At 36.8% G+C, this 18,583-nt stretch carries 23 protein-coding genes; 4 read left to right on the forward strand and 19 right to left on the reverse strand.

All coding sequences use genetic code 11. From position 1 onward, the window contains the following. Positions 1–13 precede the first annotated feature (13 nt). The 4 genes from mraZ to AR328_RS02940 form a co-directional block, all read right to left on the reverse strand. Complete coding sequence (gene mraZ / locus AR328_RS02925) at positions 14–445, reverse strand: division/cell wall cluster transcriptional repressor MraZ (protein WP_066289421.1); 432 nt, start codon at positions 443–445, stop codon at positions 14–16. A 234-nt stretch (positions 446–679) separates the two neighbouring features. Continuing rightward, the gene (bshC, locus tag AR328_RS02930; protein WP_066289423.1) at positions 680–2,314 is read right to left on the reverse strand and encodes a bacillithiol biosynthesis cysteine-adding enzyme BshC; all 1,635 of its coding nucleotides are present in this window, start codon (positions 2,312–2,314) and stop codon (positions 680–682) included. A 140-nt stretch (positions 2,315–2,454) separates the two neighbouring features. Continuing rightward, on the reverse strand, positions 2,455–2,850 hold the full coding sequence (locus AR328_RS02935) for a DUF3397 domain-containing protein (RefSeq protein ID WP_066289425.1): 396 nt from the start codon (positions 2,848–2,850) through the stop codon (positions 2,455–2,457). A 17-nt stretch (positions 2,851–2,867) separates the two neighbouring features. Next, entirely contained in the window at positions 2,868–3,758 is an 891-nt protein-coding gene (locus AR328_RS02940; protein ID WP_066289431.1) for a 2-dehydropantoate 2-reductase, read from the reverse strand. A gap of 221 nt (positions 3,759–3,979) precedes the next feature. Between AR328_RS02940 and AR328_RS02945 the strand changes: the two genes are divergently transcribed. Further along, positions 3,980–4,453: an N-acetyltransferase gene (locus tag AR328_RS02945; protein ID WP_066289432.1), complete on the forward strand. Its 474-nt coding sequence runs from the start codon at positions 3,980–3,982 to the stop codon at positions 4,451–4,453. Between the two features lie 52 nt (positions 4,454–4,505). Here the strand turns inward: AR328_RS02945 and AR328_RS02950 are convergent, their stop codons facing one another. The 4 genes from AR328_RS02950 to AR328_RS02965 all read right to left on the reverse strand — a co-directional run bounded on the left by AR328_RS02950 (position 4,506) and on the right by AR328_RS02965 (position 6,808). After that, positions 4,506–5,099, reverse strand: a complete 594-nt coding sequence (locus AR328_RS02950; RefSeq protein WP_066289438.1) for an RsfA family transcriptional regulator — start codon at positions 5,097–5,099, stop codon at positions 4,506–4,508. A gap of 100 nt (positions 5,100–5,199) precedes the next feature. Then, a complete protein-coding gene (locus AR328_RS02955) occupies positions 5,200–5,958 on the reverse strand; it encodes an enoyl-CoA hydratase/isomerase family protein (protein WP_066289444.1) in 759 nt (252 codons plus the stop codon). Between the two features lie 104 nt (positions 5,959–6,062). Further along, positions 6,063–6,236, reverse strand: a complete 174-nt coding sequence (rpmF, locus tag AR328_RS02960; RefSeq protein ID WP_057769625.1) for a 50S ribosomal protein L32 — start codon at positions 6,234–6,236, stop codon at positions 6,063–6,065. A 47-nt stretch (positions 6,237–6,283) separates the two neighbouring features. Beyond that, positions 6,284–6,808 (reverse strand): YceD family protein, encoded by a 525-nt coding sequence (locus tag AR328_RS02965; RefSeq protein ID WP_066289447.1) that lies wholly within the window; start codon positions 6,806–6,808, stop codon positions 6,284–6,286. 371 nt (positions 6,809–7,179) lie between these two features. Here AR328_RS02965 and AR328_RS02970 point away from each other — a divergent pair, with 371 nt between their 5' ends. After that, positions 7,180–8,394 (forward strand): nucleotidyltransferase, encoded by a 1,215-nt coding sequence (locus AR328_RS02970; RefSeq protein WP_066289451.1) that lies wholly within the window; start codon positions 7,180–7,182, stop codon positions 8,392–8,394. Positions 8,395–8,428: 34 nt separating this feature from the next. Here AR328_RS02970 and AR328_RS02975 read toward each other — a convergent pair whose 3' ends face one another. Together AR328_RS02975 and AR328_RS02980 are read right to left on the reverse strand one after the other, a co-directional pair. Beyond that, positions 8,429–9,445 (reverse strand): SepM family pheromone-processing serine protease, encoded by a 1,017-nt coding sequence (locus AR328_RS02975; RefSeq protein ID WP_066289457.1) that lies wholly within the window; start codon positions 9,443–9,445, stop codon positions 8,429–8,431. Next, the gene (locus tag AR328_RS02980) at positions 9,442–10,233 is read right to left on the reverse strand and encodes a patatin-like phospholipase family protein (protein ID WP_066289459.1); all 792 of its coding nucleotides are present in this window, start codon (positions 10,231–10,233) and stop codon (positions 9,442–9,444) included. Before AR328_RS02980 ends, AR328_RS02975 begins: the two co-directional genes overlap by 4 nt. Before the next feature lie 183 nt (positions 10,234–10,416). Here AR328_RS02980 and ylbJ point away from each other — a divergent pair, with 183 nt between their 5' ends. Beyond that, on the forward strand, positions 10,417–11,628 hold the full coding sequence (gene ylbJ / locus AR328_RS02985) for a sporulation integral membrane protein YlbJ (RefSeq protein WP_066289462.1): 1,212 nt from the start codon (positions 10,417–10,419) through the stop codon (positions 11,626–11,628). 50 nt (positions 11,629–11,678) lie between these two features. Here ylbJ and coaD read toward each other — a convergent pair whose 3' ends face one another. The 8 genes from coaD to AR328_RS03025 form a co-directional block, all read right to left on the reverse strand. Next, on the reverse strand, positions 11,679–12,161 hold the full coding sequence (gene coaD / locus AR328_RS02990) for a pantetheine-phosphate adenylyltransferase (RefSeq protein WP_066289466.1): 483 nt from the start codon (positions 12,159–12,161) through the stop codon (positions 11,679–11,681). A gap of 19 nt (positions 12,162–12,180) precedes the next feature. Further along, positions 12,181–12,735, reverse strand: a complete 555-nt coding sequence (rsmD, locus tag AR328_RS02995; RefSeq protein WP_066289468.1) for a 16S rRNA (guanine(966)-N(2))-methyltransferase RsmD — start codon at positions 12,733–12,735, stop codon at positions 12,181–12,183. A gap of 366 nt (positions 12,736–13,101) precedes the next feature. After that, a complete protein-coding gene (locus tag AR328_RS03000; protein ID WP_066289471.1) occupies positions 13,102–14,517 on the reverse strand; it encodes a stalk domain-containing protein in 1,416 nt (471 codons plus the stop codon). 173 nt (positions 14,518–14,690) lie between these two features. After that, positions 14,691–14,966 (reverse strand): YlbG family protein, encoded by a 276-nt coding sequence (locus AR328_RS03005; RefSeq protein WP_066289475.1) that lies wholly within the window; start codon positions 14,964–14,966, stop codon positions 14,691–14,693. Positions 14,967–15,123: 157 nt separating this feature from the next. After that, a complete protein-coding gene (locus AR328_RS03010) occupies positions 15,124–15,567 on the reverse strand; it encodes a YlbF family regulator (protein ID WP_066289476.1) in 444 nt (147 codons plus the stop codon). 49 nt (positions 15,568–15,616) lie between these two features. Beyond that, entirely contained in the window at positions 15,617–16,042 is a 426-nt protein-coding gene (locus AR328_RS03015) for a hypothetical protein (RefSeq protein ID WP_066289482.1), read from the reverse strand. 134 nt (positions 16,043–16,176) lie between these two features. Next, positions 16,177–16,416, reverse strand: a complete 240-nt coding sequence (locus AR328_RS03020) for a YlbE-like family protein (protein WP_066289485.1) — start codon at positions 16,414–16,416, stop codon at positions 16,177–16,179. A gap of 16 nt (positions 16,417–16,432) precedes the next feature. After that, positions 16,433–16,834, reverse strand: a complete 402-nt coding sequence (locus AR328_RS03025) for a YlbD family protein (RefSeq protein WP_066289487.1) — start codon at positions 16,832–16,834, stop codon at positions 16,433–16,435. Between the two features lie 155 nt (positions 16,835–16,989). On the opposite strand from AR328_RS03025, the gene AR328_RS03030 reads away from it, so the two are divergent. Next, positions 16,990–17,478, forward strand: a complete 489-nt coding sequence (locus AR328_RS03030) for a PaaI family thioesterase (protein WP_066289490.1) — start codon at positions 16,990–16,992, stop codon at positions 17,476–17,478. Positions 17,479–17,584: 106 nt separating this feature from the next. Here the strand turns inward: AR328_RS03030 and AR328_RS03035 are convergent, their stop codons facing one another. Continuing rightward, on the reverse strand, positions 17,585–18,451 hold the full coding sequence (locus AR328_RS03035) for a CAP domain-containing protein (protein ID WP_231734735.1): 867 nt from the start codon (positions 18,449–18,451) through the stop codon (positions 17,585–17,587). Between the last annotated feature and the right edge of the window lie 132 nt (positions 18,452–18,583).

The following is an 18,583-nucleotide window of genomic DNA, read 5'->3' on the forward strand; positions in this document are numbered from 1 at the left end:
CTGCTGAATGAAATTAAATATCAAACCCAATCATATTCTCTGCAATTTCAGCAAAAGATTCCTCTGAATCAGAGAAATAATCCTCCCATAGACTTTTACTCCATATTTCAATCCTGCTGGAAACCCCTAATACGACACATTCTTTTTCCAAGTTTGCATATGAAGCCAGGGGGGATGTTATATTTATTCTTCCTTGTTTATCAATTTCACATTCTGTAGCACCAGAAAAGAAAAAACGGGTAAATGCGCGAGCATCTTTTTTTGTTAGCGGTAAGCCTTTAAGCTTTTCTTCTAGCAGCTTCCATTCATCCATTGGGTACCCAAACAAACATTGATCCAAGCCGCGTGTTAGGACAAATGATTCTCCTAACCCATCACGGAATTTAGCAGGTACAATTAAACGGCCCTTATTATCAATGTTATGATGGTACTCGCCCATGAACATGCCCACTAACCCCACTTTCTTACTCAAATGTACCACATTCCCCCACTTTCCTCCACATATTTTTAAAATTCTATGATTGGCTTTAAAATCCTTTAAAAAAGATTGGCGATCTCCTTTTTTTCGTTCGTCTTTTCCCTACAAATCTTAGCACCATATTAAAATCCTCACTGTTCTTCAACAAAAAAAGACTTCATCCTATAGGATAAAGTCTTTTTTTGGCAAATATTTGACCTCTTATATTTTAATTAATTTATGGGTGCCATCAAATGTAAAGCTATGTTCTAATAAGTTATGAATTAAGTTAAATCCATACTGATTAATAAAGTATAAACCATTCAACATCCGTTCTTGGGGTGAACCTAGTGGCCTGATGGCATTCTCTACCCTTGAAAACTTATTTAATAATACGTCATATTTCAATTGCTCTGCCTGGTCTAGCTTTGCTTCCATAAATTCCAGCTGCTTGATCAGTAAGCCTTCATTCTTTTTAAGAAGCGGCACTAAGCCTCTATCCTTTTTCATTAAATAGTTTTCCATCATTTCATAATTTTGTAGAAATTCCTGCTTTGTTTTAAGGAAAAGCTCTTTCAGCTGCTGATCCTTAATTGATTGCAGAAACTGAAGCCTTTCCTTTTCTGCACCAGAAATTAATACTTCTTCCAAATCAAGTCCAAGCTCAAGTATATTTGATTCAATCGAGCGCTCTAGGAAGGTAATATTAAGACGAGGTACGATTGGAGGCATTCTTAAATCAAAATGTTCAAACGCCAATTTCAACTCTGCCCAGTAAGCAATTTCTCCAGGCCCAGCAATGAAAGCAAGTGTTGGAAATAGCCATTCTTGCATGATCGGTCTAGTTACTACGTTATTGCTAAGCTTTTCCGGAAACTCCTGTGCGAGATCAATCAAGCTTTGCCGGGAGATTTGAAATGTTCCATCTTTTCCGCTGAACATATCCTTATCCTCATCATACTCTAGGAGGATTCTTTCAAAATGATCTTCATCATAATAAAATATGTTTGCAGCATGATTGCTTATTTCAATCATATTTGAAAAACCATCTTCTTTAAGTTCTGATTGCTGTGATAATACCGATTTCGTGATCTCTTTAAAGCTTGTTATTTGCTTGACAAAATACTCCTTTTCAAGACTTCGAAGTTTTCGGTCCCCTGAATCAATGATTAAGAGTCCTGTATCCTTAAACATCTGCATGATAAGATAAGCAAAAAAATCAACAAATGATTCGGATTTGCTGATGGCTTCTTCCATTTTTCCCAGGAGGTCTAGCGTATGTTCAGTTTCCCCAAATGTTTGAATAATCGCTTCCACCCATTTAAGACACTGTTCACGGTCAATCGATATATCAGAGACCATGCGTTTATCCCGTATTTTTTCCGGATAAACTTTCTTTTCGATTCGATAGTTGTTCTCAGCATATACATGGTTCACTTCTTGATAATCATGGTCCTCGCCTGCAATCCAAAAGACTGGGATAACCGGAATATTTAATTCCCTCTCCTTTTGCTTTGCCAGGCTTACAATCGAAATAATCTTATGTATACTATAAAGGGGTCCAGTAAGTATCCCCGCCTGCTGACCACCAATAATAACTGTACTATTTTCCTGCTTCAGCTTTTGGAGAGAAGACTGAACCATTTCAGAGCCTGGAAATTTAGACATGTAATGTTCAATGTGAGCTGCAAGTTCCTCTCTCATATATGAACGTTTCAATAATTCTCCTCGGCGTTTTTCAAAATCCTCGTGATCATTGTATCGATAATGAAAATATCTCTGAATACTCGGTGTTTGTTCTAAATATTCTGTTGCAAATCGGTTTGTCGCCGGTAAGGAGAGATTTAAAATCTCCATTTAAGTCTTCCTTTCTCATCCACAATTTTCATTAATAGGCTAATACTTGCATATTAATCAATCTTTTTATTCTTCATTTGTTTCCATATGAGTATAGCATTGTCTGATTTAAAATGAAAAAGACTTTGCTCAAAATAAAATTAACCCCCTGCTACAAATCCGCTCACACTTTGAATTAACCCAATTACCATTAATACAATATAGGCGATAAAAAACACGAGAAAATTAAATCGCCAAAACCCTTTGAAAACTAGCGGCAAATTTATTTCATGTTTGATTTTCCAATGAAGTAAGACGAAAATAATAGCTAATACAAGCAAGGATAAAAAAATAACCCATAAAAAAGATTGTTCCCAAATGGCCAGTATTAAATAATGAACAGAGATGATAAACAGGAAGGTACTTACATCTAGAGCCATGTGTACTGATTGTTTATGCTGCCTTGTCACTTGCTTACAAATAATGAATACGAGAAAATAGCCTAATAATGGAATGGTAATAAATGTTGCAATGACTAAAGATAAAAATGATACCATTCATACGCCTCCCTTCCTTAATACTCCTTGCCTTTTATCGAATGATAAAAAAACTCAGTAAGAGGAGCATGCACTCCAATATCATCTGCCTTATCCAGAACATAGCCTAGAATCGCATCCACTTCAGTCAGTCGATTACCATCTAAATCTTGGAGCATGGATGAACGATTAGCAGCTGTTTTTCTGCATACATTTTCAAGATGTGTTAGTGTCTCATCTTGATTCTCCATATATAAAATAGAACTAATTTCGTTAAACATTTGCTTAAAAAGCTTATTGTAATACGGATTGTCAAGCAGTTCACCATTGCGGACATTTAAAACTGCAGTTAAAGGATTAATAACCGAGTTAACAACGAGTTTGTTTACTAGCATGCTTTCATAATCTTTTTCTGCCGTAAACGGAAAGCGTTCTGCAAATTGATTTGCAATTTTCTTCATAATGTTTAAAGAATGCCCCTTATAAATAGCTATCCTCGTCAGCCCACTCCCGGTATGAATCACATGATTTAAACTTTCTTTCCTAGCCCCATGCTCAACTGATCCGACATAAACATTATTCGCCTTAACCGAATCCAATAATTTTATATGCCCCATTCCATTTTGCAAAAATAAGAAAGATCCTTTATAGCATGGGGCTGCTTCTGCCATTCTCTGCAAAATATCGGGCAAATGATATTGTTTAACAGCTAGGATCGTTAAATCTTCATTTCCTTCCCAAGAAGAAAACGTTGCAGTATTAATAGAATGAACAATCTTTTGTTCATTTTTTTCAAAAATTAATCCTTCAGATGATAAGCAATGCTCCTGTTCCTCAGAACGGACATATAAGCAAACATGATGATATTCATTTAGATAATGGGCAAATAGAAGGCCTAATGACCCTCCGCCAATAATTGCAATTTTCATAACATCCACTTCACTATCTATGTATTTAGTCATATTTTAACAGAAAAATGAAAAAAGGTAATAAGAAAGACGAGGAATAAGAGAATAATTATATGGATATTTAGGATTGATTACAATTTCTTGACTATTTGTTATATAATATTACTATGAGAAGAAAGCGCCTACATTTTTTAGAGAAAAAATCCTAATTTTCACAAAAGGATTAACAGGGAGGAAAATTTATGGCTTACACGGTTGAGAAATTGGTTATTAATTATAAAACACTTGAAGAGTTTAAAAAATTTAAAGAATATGGCTTACAAGAGCTTTCTATGCTTGAAGATCTGGAAGCAAATATTATTGAGAACGATAGTAAGTCTCCGTTCTATGGAATTTATTTTGGAGATAAGCTAGTTGCAAGAATGAGCCTTTATCAAGTTGAAAAAAACTTTGACAGATATTTCGAGCCTGCTCAAGATTACTTAGAATTGTGGAAATTAGAAGTAATTCCTGACTATCAAAATAAAGGCTATGGAACAGGACTTGTTGAATATGCGAAAAGTTTAGGGCTGCCAATTAAGACGAATCCAAGAGTGAAATCAGCTGAATTTTGGCAAAAAATGGGCTTTTCTTCTGTTCATTATGACATGGAAAGAGATCGTGGAGAAAACCCTTTAGTATGGTTTCCAGAAGGGGTTAAAGAGCAGACACATTAAAGCGGAAATATGAACGAAGCGGACAAAAATATGTCCGCTTTAATTTTTTTGATTAAATTTTTTGCTGACTATCTTCGTTTTTGATTGCCACCATTTTTCTTGCTCTTTCCATAATTTCAATTAATGACTTGTATTCCTTTTCAATTGCGTTTAATTCTTTAATTAAACGTTCGTTTTCTGATGCAAGATAATACAGTTGCTTTTCAAGCTGTTGAATTCTTGCTTCATTTGTTTTAATATCTTCACTTTGTGAACTAGACTCTTCAGCTTTATGATAAAGATTCTTTAAGTAGCTGATCAAATCTTCAAATTCCAACGGTTTTTCATTTCCATGAGAAACTTCTGCAGGAACTTCAAGATTTTCAGCTACGTAATCATTTTCCTGTAACTTTTCTGACTCTTCTGCTTGAGGGTTGTGCTTTCTTTCCTTCCGCTGTCTTTTGGCTAGATCAATACCAGATTTATATTGTTTTCTTACATAGGAATTCCAGCGAAATCCGCAAGCTGCTGCTGTTCTTGAAAGTTGCTTCCCTACCTTTTCAAAAGCCTGAAGCTGTGTACCCCCCTCTCTAATATGGCGAAGCACCAATTCAGCAAGAAGTAAATCTTCATCGTGAGTCCAAGCATCTTGTCGAGTTGAAGACATCAGAATATCCCTCCTAGTGTTTTTTATTTATACATATGCTTATGCTAGAAAAGATAGACTGATATCCTAAACGATTATCGATAAAGAATGTAGAAAAACCTTATTTTTTCTCTAAAAACTTGTCTACTTGCCGATGATGTGCGTCACTCTCCCATAATTTCGCACATCTCCTTACCTCTTCCTGCACTCTCTCTTGAAGCCTGGACTCATTCCATTTATGAATAAACATTGCCTTATAGGCTTTTAACACATCTGACTCTAAACTAAGTATAGGATTTAAGTATTTTCTGGCGTTTTCTAGAAGATCACCTTCAACAATAGATTGAACAAACCCTAGTTCTTTTAATTGCTCTGCCTCATAAGTGCGAGCTCCCATGAGCATTTTCATCGCATTCGCAGGCAAAAGCCTCTCAGATAGAAAGGTTCCGCCGCCCCAGCCAGTTGTAATAGCCAAAGAACCTTGGATAAACCCAGCTTTAACATGCTTGCTTGCAATACGAAAATCACAGGCTGAAGCTAGCTCACAGCCTCCTCCAACAGCAGTTCCGTTCAGCAGGGCAATTGTAGGCTTTGGCAACAGGAGTAGCTTGACTAGTAAATCGGACATTCTACTAAGCATCTCATAGGCTTCCTCCTCTGTTTTTAAACGATGAAAAATGGATAAATCTCCACCTGAACAAAATGCCTTTTCCCCTTGACCTGTTATAGCCAGAACTTTAATATCCTCTTCACTAGCTAGAGAAAGGGCTTTTTCTAAACCGGCCATTATTTCATAACTGATTGCATTTCGCTTATCCGGTCTGTTGATCGTAAACACTAATAATCCATCTGCATGCTTTTCCAATATGTATGAGTCCATGAGATCCTCCATCAACCATAAATTGTTCATTTCTCCTTCTAATAGTAGCTCAAAACGACAAAAGCACAAGAACATATAGTTCTTGTGCTTTATCTGAATGGAAATTAGTTATTAACAACTTCTTTTCCTTTGTATGTTCCGCAAGCCTTACATACGCGGTGAGCAAGTTTCATTTCACCACAGTTTGGGCATCCTACCATACCAGGTACCTGTAATTTAAAATGGGTACGACGCTTTCTTTTCGCAGTTTTAGAAGTTCTTCTAAAAGGTACAGCCATTAGTCCCACCTCCTTAAAGAGATTTAGAGAGTGTAGTTTTCCTCCAATTATGAATCGGAAGAAGGATCACTTTGATCAAAAAAATTAGCAAGTCCAGCAAGACGAGGATCTATCTTATCCTTTTTATCTTGCTCATGAATGACCTCCCAATCCTTTCCAGACTGAGGAGCTCCTTCTTCACTGCTATCTTCGCAGAAAACTTGCATTGGAACCTCGAGTAACAGGATCTCATGAATGACCGGCATCAGGTCAATCACATCACCTTTTACTTGGTAAACTTCCTCATCGGTTTCATAATCTAAACCTTTTAAGAGAAAAGTTTCCGTTGTTTCTACATTAATTGGATAGCTTACGTCAACTAACGTACGAGAACAAGGAAGAATTAACTTCCCTTCCATTTTCAAATGGAAGGTTGCCTTTGCGGAATCAATATCCACTCGGCCAGTGATCCTCATCGGTGATGCATCTCTAATTGTCGGATCAATATTTTTAATCTCGTCAACTTCAACTAATTCATCGATGAGCAATTCCTTGCTTCGATATTTTTGTAACTGACTTAATGTCCATTTCATATAAATCACCCCAAGGCAACAAAGGTAATTATAGCTTTCATATAATTATTTGTCAATAAAATTTCTTTACAGTATAATGTGTTCATTATCAGATTATTTAAACGTTTGGCTCGGTTAAATTTGATTGTTGATTTCCGTTCCAGGCACTTCGCTATCCGCGGGCGACTGCCGAGCCTCCTCGACACTTCGTGTCTGCGGGGTCTCGCCTTACTCGCTTCTCCCGCAGGAGTCTTCGTGCCTTCCACTGCAATCAACATGTGTTCTAAAATTTACATGTATTTAATACTGCCAAACTTTTTATCCTTTCTGCTTTTCTATTATCCTTCACCTTTACACCCCATTTTAAACTAATGTAAGGAGTCAAAATGAAAATGAATGCAGTTGGCGTAGTTGTAGAATATAACCCTTTTCATAATGGTCATGCTTTTCATTTGCAAGAAGCAAAAAAATCCGCAGATGCCGAAATCGTTATTGCTGTAATGAGCGGTAATTTTCTTCAGAGAGGCGAACCCGCACTAGTATCAAAATGGAAGCGTACAGAGATGGCATTAAAGGCGGGTGCAGATATTGTTTTTGAACTGCCATATGCCTTTGCTACACAGCAGGCTAATTCTTTCGCAAGCGGTGCTGTTTCCATTCTCGACGCTGCAGGATGCGATTCACTTTGCTTTGGAAGTGAATCAGGAGATATTGAAAGCTTTTACCGGGCAATCTCCTACATTGAAACGAATAATGAACATTATCAGAGGCAAGTGAAAAGTTATTTAGAACTAGGAAATAGTTATCCAAAGGCATCTTCCTTAGCTTTCCATGATTTAAACCGAGAAAAAGATTTGCTTGATCTGTCGAAGCCTAATAATATATTGGGTTTTCAATATATAAAGGCTATTCAAAAACAAGATGCTTCTATTCAGCCCTTAACTGTGTCTAGAAAGAGTGCAGATTATCATGACGCACATTTTGCTTCTGAGACAATTGCTAGTGCGACTAGCATTAGAAAAGCCTTATTCTCTGAAGAAGGCAACATCGCCGACCTAAAACAATACATGCCTGAAACCACTTATCAAGCGCTGCTAAATTACAGACAGGAATTCGGGCTTTTTCATCAATGGGAAACCTATTGGCCGTATTTAAGGTATAGGATTCTACATTCCACTTCGAAGGAATTAAGCTTTATTTATGATGTTGAAGAAGGCCTGGAAAACCGTCTTGCTGCTGCGGCACTCGTATCGAATAGTTTTGACGAATTTATGAAAAAAATAAAAACGAAGCGGTATACGTGGACAAGGCTTCAAAGAGCCTGTGTACATATTTTAACAAACACTAGAAAGAATGAAATGGATAAACATGAAGAAAAGGCAGCATATTTACGCCTTTTAGGCATGACTTCTAATGGGAGAGTATACTTAAACAAAAATAAATCACAACTGCAGCTGCCCTTAATCTCAAAACTTTCTTCTGTACAAGGGGAACTTCTGGCACTTGATATTAAAGCTTCCCGGATTTATTCTATGGGGGCAATCGGAAGTGCCCAGCAGCGCCTTTTGGAATTGGAATTTAAGCAGCCGCCAATTTTCCTTGATTAAAAAACTTCAAAATCAAAAATAGCGGCTTATGCCGCTATTTTGATTTTAGTTTATTTAAATAGTCAATGGCTTCATCAAATGTATCAACGGGAACAATTTTCATTTTTGTCCCAATATCCTTCGCTGTCTTTACTGCCGCATTATAATTAGAATCTTGCGCTCCACTTTCATTTGGAGCAAAGAAAATTTCTGCACCAGCTTTATCAGCAGCAACAATTTTTTGCTCAATTCCTCCGATTCTTCCAATTACTCCATTCGAGTTAATCGTTCCGGTTCCGGCAATTTTGTATCCCCTCGTATAATCTTCTTCCACTAACTGATTATATATTTCCAATGAGAACATAAAGCCTGCAGAAGGTCCGCCAATATCCTCGCTGTTTATCGTTACATTAGGATTTACCTCAATTTCCTTATCGTCCACTAAAGAAATCCCTACACCAGGTTTTCCTGTCTCTTGGAGCATTTGCAAGGCAATCTTCGTCTCATTTATTTTCTTTTGGCGTTCATAAGTAAATTCAATTACGTCACCCTCATTTTTTCCGGCTATATATTTGATAAATTGATCTGATGACTCAAATTCATTGCCGTCAACTTTAAAGATGCGGTCACCCGCTTTCAGTTTTCCATCAGCAGGCATACCAGGCTTTACATTCAAGACAAAAATGCCATGATATTTATAATGAATCGGAATATTCGCTTTCTTATAAGCCGTCTCAATCGCAGATTGTTTGGAAGAAGACATTAAATGAAGCTGCCGAACATTATATTCCTCAACCGTTTCGTTTTCTCTCCTAATTTCATCAATTTCGTATAGTTCATGATACGGGTTCAGCTTTGCCATCGCATATGAATATATATTTGCTTTCCCCATCCTCACGGTCGTCAGCATGAAGCTTCCTGCTTCCTCATATCCATTTTCAACTTGAACGATTGGTCCAAGCTCTTTAGCTAAGCCAGGCTTAGACACATAGTAGGGCAATGTATAAAAAGAACTTATTATTAGAATGATTACTGCGGTCATGAAGGAACGTATAATATATTTATTTCTCATTCACTTGCAGGCTCCTTCCACTGGTCGATTATTTCTTTAATTTGTTTAATATGCTTTCTCGTTTCTTCTTCCCCGATTCGAATGATATCTTCAATATTCGTAAATGCTCTTGCACTATACATTTCAACCCTTGGCTTTATCATAAAATCCGAAACAATTTCCCGATGAGTGACTAATTCCATCTGCAAAATATCCAAACTTTGCATAATTACATCGTAAATGGATGTTATTTCTGCATTTGTTTTGACATGTGACACATCTATCGCTATAACAATATCGGCTCCCATCTCCTTAACAACTGAAACAGGGACACGGTCAACAACCCCTCCATCTACAAGGAGACGCCCATTAAGTTTCTCAGGAACAAATATCCCAGGAATAGATATACTGGCACGAACGGCATCCGCAATGGGACCTTTGTCAAAGATTACCTTTTCGCCAGTCATTAAATCAGTTGCAACTACCTTAACTGGCAGCTCTAATTGCTCTAAATGTTTGCCGTGAGTAAATATGCGTATAAGCTCCTTCACTTTTTTCCCCGCAATAAAACCCATTTTTGGAACAGTAAAATCCAGATAATATTTCCGTCTAAATGCCGTAGCTAATTTATAGAGGCGATTAATATCCAATCCAGCCCCATAAAAACAGCCCACCATCGCGCCCATACTGCTCCCAGCTATAAAATCAATCGGAATTCCTTCTTCCTTCAATACTTTAATAGCTCCTAAATGCGCAAATCCTCTAGCTCCTCCTGACCCAAGTGCCAATCCGATTTTCGGCCTTTCCAAAAAAGATTCCTCCTTCGAGGCAATTTTTCTTTGTGTAATGAGCTTTGTGCTTCATGTAAGGTAATTAAAGATTCATGTTCAATCTTATGGTCTATTTTACTGTTCTATGAGTATATTGATTTATAGAGGACAAGGCATATTTGCAGTAACAGCCAGTTCAACTTTTGAGGGAGGCTCTGCCTAGTGTTACGTTCTAAAATAAAAACAATCGTTCTTGCCTTATCCGTAACGATGATGGCCATATCACTTATTTCTTTTCCTCAAGAGTCTGTAGATGCTTCCATAAGGGGCTTGAACATGTGGTGGGAAATCGTATTTCCTTCCCTTTTACCTTTTTTTATTGTTTCTGAAATGCTTATAGGGTTTGGAGTAGTCAGGTTTATTGGTGTACTCCTTGAGCCTCTCATGCGCCCTTTATTCAAGGTCCCTGGTGTTGGCGGGTTTGTCTGGGCAATGGGCATGGCATCCGGTTTTCCTGCTGGTGCAAAATTAACCGCACGGCTAAGACAGGAAGGTCAAATATCCAAAACTGAAGCTGAACGATTAGTTGCCTTCACTAATTGTTCCAACCCATTGTTTATTTTCGGTGCTGTGTCTGTCGGTTTTTTCCATAATGCAAAGCTTGGTGTGATCCTGGCTTTAGCTCATTATTTAGGCAATATTACAGTTGGACTTTCAATGAGATTTTATGGCCGTAAAAACGAAGAAACGAACGAGAAGAAACAAGGAAAGCCCTCAATTAGATACGCATTATCCGTCCTTCACCGTACGAGAATTAATGATAATCGGCCGATTGGCAAGCTTCTAGGCGATGCAGTCATGTCGTCTATTCGAACTTTATTAATGATTGGCGGTTTTATTATTCTTTTTTCAGTCATTAATAAACTGCTTTATCATCTTGGGATTACCGCCTTTTTAGCTGGCGGGTTAGATTTGATCCTGTCAGCATTTCGTTTGCCTGTTGAATTAAGCACTCCATTTATTTCGGGTATTTTTGAAATTACACTCGGGAGCCAACTGACAAGTCAAGTTCAGGAAGCAACTCTTATGCACCAAATAATTATTACAAGCTTCATTTTAGCATTCAGCGGCTTTAGCGTTCAGGCGCAGGTCGCAAGTATACTGGCTCAGACTGATATTGGTTTTAAGCCCTTCTTCATTGCACGTATTTTTCATGGGTTCTTTGCGGCTTTTTATGCAGCCCTTCTCTGGAATCCCATTTATGAACGTTTTTATAATACTGAGCAGCCTTCGAATGCAGTACCGGTTGCCTTTTTGGGTGAAGGCTCCTGGCTGCAAACATGGTTTACAAGTATTTCAGAAGCAGGTCCTCTTATCACGATCTTCGCATTGCTATGCTACACTATAATACTTGCGAGAAGATTAGGAAGATAGCCTATATAGTGTAATGTAAATTAACGAGCACGGGAGGGTGCTCGTTTGTTTTATTCTTTAAATTTTTCCTTCAGTGCTTCTTCTACAGCAGGTGGAACAAGCTCTGAAACCTTCCCATTATATTTGGCAACTTCCTTCACAATACTAGAGCTTAAAAAAGAATATTGATTGTTTGTCATGATGAAAAAGGTTTCAATTTTATCATTTAGCACACGGTTCATGGAGGTAATCTGCATCTCATATTCAAAATCCGAAACTGCACGCAGACCGCGAATAATAGCGCTTGCATTTACCATATTCGCATAATCCACAAGCAAGCCCTGAAAGGTAGAAACCGTCACATTAGGTATATCCTTTGTCACTTCCTTTATTAACTTCAACCTTTCATCAACAGTAAATAATGGATTTTTCGAAGAGTTGTTTAATACAACAACATGAATTTCTTCAAATACTTTTGCTCCTCTTTTAATAATATCAAGATGACCATAAGTAATTGGATCAAAACTGCCAGGGCAAACAGCAATACCGCCCATAATTATCCCCCTCGTATATTTATATCGGCATATGATAGATTGTTACCGCAATCATGCCGTATTTTTCATATTTTCGCTTTTCAAGTCTCCCAACAGTATCAGGTAATTGAATATCAGAGCCATGCTCACATACAATGGTCCCGCCTTCAACAAGCACATTTTCTGCATTAATTATTTCTAGCAGTTTTAAAAGCTGCTGTTTTTTATAAGGAGGATCCATAAAGATAATATCAAAGGATATTTCTCTTTTGACAACTGCCTTTAGAGCTCTTTCCGCTTCATTTCGATAAATTTCTGCTTTGTCCTCAAAGTCACATGAATTCACATTATCGTGAATAGTCTGAATTGCCTTCCCATCCTTGTCTACAAAAATCGCCTTCTCCATGCCGCGGCTTAAAGCCTCTATGCCAAGGCCCCCGCTGCCGGCGAATAAGTCAAGGACACTTCCCCCATCGAAATAAGGTCCAATCATATTAAACATAGATTCCTTCACTTTATCAGTTGTAGGTCTTGTTGAACTTCCAGGTACGGCCTTTAATGCCTTTCCTTTTCTCGTGCCTGAAACTACTCTCATTATTCATTATCACCACTAATCAATACTCTGTCTATTTTTTCCTTCCTATCCTATCATAATTATTTATCTGTAGCCAATATGTTATTCGATTCTTCCCGCAAAGTGTGAAAAAATGGCTAATTGATCCATTTAATGAACCAATGGAAAAAAATATCCCTCATCGTGTATATCCAGAGCTATTGTGGAAATAATGTATTTAACAGCATCTATTCGAGGATGTTGTTGCCAACCGCGGAGAAGACTTACGTTTCCCCATAAGTTCTTCCTCCGGTTTCTCCTCTCCCTTTGCCTTCTATCCTTAATAGGGATATAGAAGGACCCTGCAGAATTTCTGCAGGGTTTTTTATTTTTTCCAAGCCATTTATTTCAAGATAATATAATAATTTCACCATCTTTCTCTTCAATCGTAATCTTAAACAAGGCTTCAATCCATTGCCCGCTCATATATATATTTCCATTAATGACTGCTATAGGCCTTTCTAATAAACCATAATCATCTTCGTTATAAATAAAAATATTTCTGTTTAGAAAAAAACGGTATGTATTTGATCCTTTCCTTACAAGAATCGTTTCCTTGTCAGCAAGGATTTCTATCTCAAACCCTAATGCCTTCATTGTATGAATAAAAGGAAACATACTTTTTCCCTTTTCAAAAATAATCTCTATTCCTTCATTAGCAGTGCCATTTACAACGACTTTTCGAGAATCGTAAAAATAAAGGGGCACGAGCACATCGTTTTTCCCCTCATTCAATGTAAAAAAGCGAGTGCTTAAACCTCGTATTTCAGAAACATAGTTATCTAAATTTTGTATAGTTAAAGGTTTAGAGCTGCTATTAATCGCACGAAAGAAAGACTCTATTTCCTCTTCGGTCAGCTTATTATTCATTTCAAGTAAAACTTGGCTGCCTTTCGCAGTACTCGCTTGTAAATTGGCCGAATAAGAAGTAAGGGCATCGATGACCCAGTCTTGTTCATTTGGAAGACTTTTTAATTTTTTTTCATAAAAATAGGTAAACATCTTCCGCTTAAAAGCCTCTTCCTTAATACTGGGATTTGAAAATAAAAGACCTTTGCTAGACTGTTCATTAATCAGATCAGTAAAAATGACAGATACGTAAGGAAAATCTTTTAAACTTTGAATCTCCTTCATAACGGAATGGTCTATTTCTTGATTGCTAAAATATGTAACTGCTCCATTTTTGTTTTCAGCAGCTTGCAGAAGTTCAGACTGCCAATAAACAGCGGGAGCGCTTCCGATACCCTCAAAATAATAATAATCAATTAAATCCATTTCTTTAAATCCCTTCAGCCTTGCTCCTGCTGCCCATGTACCGCCTTTTTTAACAGAATCAACAATAATAATCGATGATCTTGTTATAGCAACCTCAGGCAAAGATGTTGTCCAGTCTTTAAGTAAAAAAGCTTTACTCTCTTTTGTAATCGGGATTATATATTCAAATACGAGCTCATTCTGTTCAGGGATTAAAATTAATTGTTGATCATCCTTTGACTCGCAAGGTTTATTATTATCTATACATGTCCAGCGAAAAAGGCTTTCGGGATTTTCAGCCAAATATTCTTTTCCAGCTGTAAGTCCTGTTATCTTTTGTGTAATCAACAGGTCATTTGCGTTCGATTTAACAGTTATTTCTTGGGCTGCTTTTTCAAAAGTTTCATTTGTGGATTCGTTTTGCTTAGAATATGCCTTCCATTGCCAAAACAACATACCTCCGATAACTGTTGTTAATACGATAGAAATTAGAACAAATGTTTTCCACATACTAATCCCCTTCACTAACTTTCCTCATAATAACCATAGCAAATCCGAAAGCATCAGTACATGAATTTTGTATGAAAATGACGAAAAAGTTTGTTTTTTCAGCGATCTATTTTTTTAAAACATTTAAATGTATACGAGAAATTGAAAAAGGCAAGGACCAGTGCCCTTACCTTTTAAATGCCCATCTTATAATCATATTCCTTTGCTTTATCTGGCTTTGAATTCTCAAATTCCATCTTCAAGAAAGGTTTATACGATGGTTCAACTTTCTTTACAAATGAAAAAGCACTTATTTTTGCCATGATTTCCTCTGTTTCGTCAAGATTACAATATAACACTACATATTTTAATCTTTTAGAAACATAATGAACATTTCCAAATCTTCTTAACATTTTTGCCTGTTTTAGAGAATAAAGCCAGACAATAATCCCTTGCCGCTGACCCAGCATAATTTCTTCCCCTTCAAAAAACAACTATTTTCATAAGTCTAGCATAAAAAAACATGATCTTTCAATGGGCTTGAGCAGGAATGATAAATCTTTGCTACATTTGCTAATAACAGATATTAAAAAAACGGCATCGGAATAGTCCGATGCCTCATGTATATTAAGAGCAGCCACAGCTTCCTCCCGATCCGCAGCCTCCGCCACAGCTTGACATGCTATTAAAAAACGGGTTTCCAGTTGGGACTTTTATCTGTTCGGAAACCGCATGTCCAATTATTACACTTACGTCATCTAGAATAAATTGAAGGTCATTTTCCGCCTTCCTAAACTCAGCAACATGATCATCCATGTCCATCTCTCTCTTTAATTCCCGGATAGATTTCATGACTGTTTTATATTCAGGATGATACTTTCCAAATCGCTGCACTTCTTCGTAATGCTCTTTCATATTTACGAATTCACGAATTTTTCTTTGTGTTTCCTTGCTTGTGTTTAATCTATATAAGCATTGACGGTACCTCTCCGCCTCCACTGAATGAATAATCATAAAAGCAATTTGCTCGGCAGACTCTAGAATTTCTACTCTTTCACTTGTAGCAAGCATCTGTTCACCTCCGCTTCATATTTTACCATGAAACAGTGGAAATCAAAAGTTATGGGATCGTTACATAAAACTCCTTTTTCATGATTGGAGTCGGCTGATTATCCTTCACTACCTCTAATTTTATTCGATGTGAACCTGCAGGTAATCCTTTAACGATAAAAGCTGCAGATGAAATTTTCTCTTTCTTCTTCCCATCTACATATAAAATTATCGAGCCTTTATTCGAATGATTTGAATCCCGAAAAGTAATACCCGGAACTACACATTCAATAAAGATATTTTTTCCTTTCACCTGATGATTCACATAAAATGGATCCTTACTTGCAGGTAATGCCATCACAGGGATATAATGATCAAGATTGGATATGTTAACTGCCTGAATCATTAATTTTGTTTCAGGCTTTGGCTTATCATTTTGACAGCCTGCTAGTCCCACGAATAAACATAGTATATATAAATAAATGAATCGTTTCACTTTGTGCAACACTCCTTTGTTAAAAAAGCCTTTCATATGGATTTATTGTTTGCTTCATTAGCCATTTTTACTCTCTCCTAACATGCCTTTGTGCAAAAATAAAAAGCTCTCTCATTTTTACGAGAAAGCTTTCTTTATGTTTGTGATTTCATTGCTTGGAACATACTCATCATCATAGTGGCCATTTGTACACTATTTGTAAATTTTTCAACCTTATGCGGAATTGTTCTTTGATAATGATGTAATGCGGCTATTTCAAGCGCCTGGATATCATTGGGATTTCGTGATAATCGCCTATACCATGCAGGCTGTTCTCTCATAAACCTTTGTAAATCCTTATTTTGACTAACATATTCCATAACCTCTTTTCTCATCTCGTACCCCTCTTACCTAATCTTTTTTAAACTTAAATGGGTTTGGAGGCGGTGGAGTTGATTTAGTCAATTTATTCTGTGGACTGCCTCCCTGAAATTGTGATAGAACCCCTTGAACTGCTGCTAATGCCTGATTAAGATTTTGAATATACCCTTGCACCTGGTTTGAATCCATTTTCTTTAATGAGCCCATCATTTGGGACATCCAATCAGATTTTTTTTCTTCCGTTTTGCTCTTCTCTTGATCCTCTGATCGCATATTTCCCCATTTCGGATCATCTTCCCCTAATAAATACCAGTCTTCATATAACTCCTGCAAAGTTTTCTTTCCTTCCCGAACCTCTTGAATAATTTTAGGATTTTTTTTCACAAATTCTTTAAATTTTTCAACAGAAGGATGGAGCTTTTTTTTAGTCATTTGCCTCATTCACCTCGGTTTGTTACAAATGCCTATGTTATTTTATGTTCGATTGAATAAAAGGTGAAAGGACAATTTAAAAAATCAAATTATTCAAGTTCATACAAAAATGATAATATGTATACAGAATATAATGCTTGAAAGGTGAATATGAAATGAAAAATCAAGTAAGAGAGATTGTAGAAGACTGCTTAGCAAATATAACACCAGATGAATTAAATACGCTAACGGATTTATTACGTGGTTTTCAAAAGAAGCAACAGAATATAAACAACTCATATGTTGATGCTTTAATGCATATGGAAAAAACAATGACAAACGAGCAGTGCGAAATAACCGTCCCAATTAGCCCTCTTCTAAATAATTCATTTGGGATCGTACATGGCGGAATTACAGCAACTATTATCGATACGGCAATGGGAACATTGGCAAACTTCCTACTCCCAGAAGGCTATGGTGCTGTTACAACCCAATTAAATATTCATTATTTATCTGTCGGCAAAGGGGACTATATTCAGTGCAAAGCTCATCTTGAACATAAAGGCACGAAAACAATGGTAATGTCCGCATATGTATATCGTTCAGACGGCAAAAAAATGGCACATGCTACCGGCAGTTTTTTTATTATACGAAAAAATAATTAGGTGGAGTTTCTTGACGGCAGAATTGAAAAATTTGGATGATTCGAATATAAAAAAGAGCTTGTGCAATTAAACAAGCTCTTTCTAAAAAATATAAAATTATAATTGCTTATTCCTGCCATTTCTCAATAAAGTTTTGCGTATAATGCTTTTTATAAACGCCTACTCCTAAGTGAGTAAATTGTGCATTTAATAAACTTTCGCGATGGCCCTTACTATTTAGCCAGCCTTCTACAGCAGCTGGTCCATCCAAATAATTAGCAGCAATATTCTCCCCTGCTATTTGGTAAAAGACATTCCCAGCTTCCAAACGGTCTGTTAAATCCCCGAATTCATCTGAAATATGAGAAAACTGCTGACTTTCATACATATCCTTACTATGCGCAAGTGCGACCTTAGCCGTTTCTTCATCCCATTCTAATGGTTCCAATTCATTCCGTACTCGAAAAACATTCGTAATATCAAAAATCTGTCTTTCCTTCCCTCTTTCTACTGCTTCCTCATTTATGTTCGATTCCTGAAATCCTTCAGGCAGTTCTCCTCTATAGACCATTTCATATGGATGCTGTTTAATCAAAGTTTCAGTATCAATTAGTCGAATGCTGGAAAGAGTGCTGCTAAATTTATCTAAATAAAGTTGTGCATAAACATTACCAATCATAATAAGCGGACGAGTATTCAAATCATCTTCAGACAGTTCAAATTTATAAGAACTATTCTTATATTCAAGATTAATATTTGTGTCAAAGACTGTAGAGGTATATAGTTCTGCCACAGACTGCCCAATTTTGAATGGCGGTATTTGAATATCTGTCCCCGTTGCAAAAATCGTAACAATCACATCATCTTTAATGCCAGCCTGAATATATTTATCATAATTAATGGAGTAAATCCACCAATCAAACCCATACAATGATGGATCAATTCGTGCAGGCTTGCCCAGCTCGCTAATAAGATTACTGGAGGACTTGCCCATTAAACTAACTAGCCCTTCGTTTGGCATCTTTAGAACAGAAGTATTTTCAGAACCTATCTCTCCTAAATCATGATCAACTTTTGGCTGGGTACTAACTTCATTTATTAAAATTTCGTCATTAGGAACGGTATC

Origin of the sequence: Bacillus sp. FJAT-29937, assembly GCF_001509555.1 — a bacterium.
Classification (GTDB): domain Bacteria; phylum Bacillota; class Bacilli; order Bacillales; family Cytobacillaceae; genus Cytobacillus.

Bases quoted from the DNA above. Each gene is read 5' to 3' on its own strand.
- mraZ (WP_066289421.1), bottom strand. From the start codon at position 445: ATGTTCATGGGCGAGTACCATCATAACATTGATAATAAGGGCCGTTTA.
- bshC (WP_066289423.1), bottom strand. From the start codon at position 2,314: ATGGAGATTTTAAATCTCTCCTTACCGGCGACAAACCGATTTGCAACA.
- AR328_RS02935 (WP_066289425.1), bottom strand. From the start codon at position 2,850: ATGGTATCATTTTTATCTTTAGTCATTGCAACATTTATTACCATTCCA.
- AR328_RS02940 (WP_066289431.1), bottom strand. From the start codon at position 3,758: ATGAAAATTGCAATTATTGGCGGAGGGTCATTAGGCCTTCTATTTGCC.
- AR328_RS02945 (WP_066289432.1), top strand. From the start codon at position 3,980: ATGGCTTACACGGTTGAGAAATTGGTTATTAATTATAAAACACTTGAA.
- AR328_RS02950 (WP_066289438.1), bottom strand. From the start codon at position 5,099: ATGTCTTCAACTCGACAAGATGCTTGGACTCACGATGAAGATTTACTT.
- AR328_RS02955 (WP_066289444.1), bottom strand. From the start codon at position 5,958: ATGGACTCATACATATTGGAAAAGCATGCAGATGGATTATTAGTGTTT.
- rpmF (WP_057769625.1), bottom strand. From the start codon at position 6,236: ATGGCTGTACCTTTTAGAAGAACTTCTAAAACTGCGAAAAGAAAGCGT.
- AR328_RS02965 (WP_066289447.1), bottom strand. From the start codon at position 6,808: ATGAAATGGACATTAAGTCAGTTACAAAAATATCGAAGCAAGGAATTG.
- AR328_RS02970 (WP_066289451.1), top strand. From the start codon at position 7,180: ATGAATGCAGTTGGCGTAGTTGTAGAATATAACCCTTTTCATAATGGT.
- AR328_RS02975 (WP_066289457.1), bottom strand. From the start codon at position 9,445: ATGAGAAATAAATATATTATACGTTCCTTCATGACCGCAGTAATCATT.
- coaD (WP_066289466.1), bottom strand. From the start codon at position 12,161: ATGGGCGGTATTGCTGTTTGCCCTGGCAGTTTTGATCCAATTACTTAT.
- rsmD (WP_066289468.1), bottom strand. From the start codon at position 12,735: ATGAGAGTAGTTTCAGGCACGAGAAAAGGAAAGGCATTAAAGGCCGTA.
- AR328_RS03000 (WP_066289471.1), bottom strand. From the start codon at position 14,517: ATGTGGAAAACATTTGTTCTAATTTCTATCGTATTAACAACAGTTATC.
- AR328_RS03005 (WP_066289475.1), bottom strand. From the start codon at position 14,966: ATGCTGGGTCAGCGGCAAGGGATTATTGTCTGGCTTTATTCTCTAAAA.
- AR328_RS03010 (WP_066289476.1), bottom strand. From the start codon at position 15,567: ATGCTTGCTACAAGTGAAAGAGTAGAAATTCTAGAGTCTGCCGAGCAA.
- AR328_RS03020 (WP_066289485.1), bottom strand. From the start codon at position 16,416: ATGAGAAAAGAGGTTATGGAATATGTTAGTCAAAATAAGGATTTACAA.
- AR328_RS03025 (WP_066289487.1), bottom strand. From the start codon at position 16,834: ATGACTAAAAAAAAGCTCCATCCTTCTGTTGAAAAATTTAAAGAATTT.
- AR328_RS03030 (WP_066289490.1), top strand. From the start codon at position 16,990: ATGAAAAATCAAGTAAGAGAGATTGTAGAAGACTGCTTAGCAAATATA.
- AR328_RS03035 (WP_231734735.1), bottom strand. From the start codon at position 18,451: ATGGGCAAGTCCTCCAGTAATCTTATTAGCGAGCTGGGCAAGCCTGCA.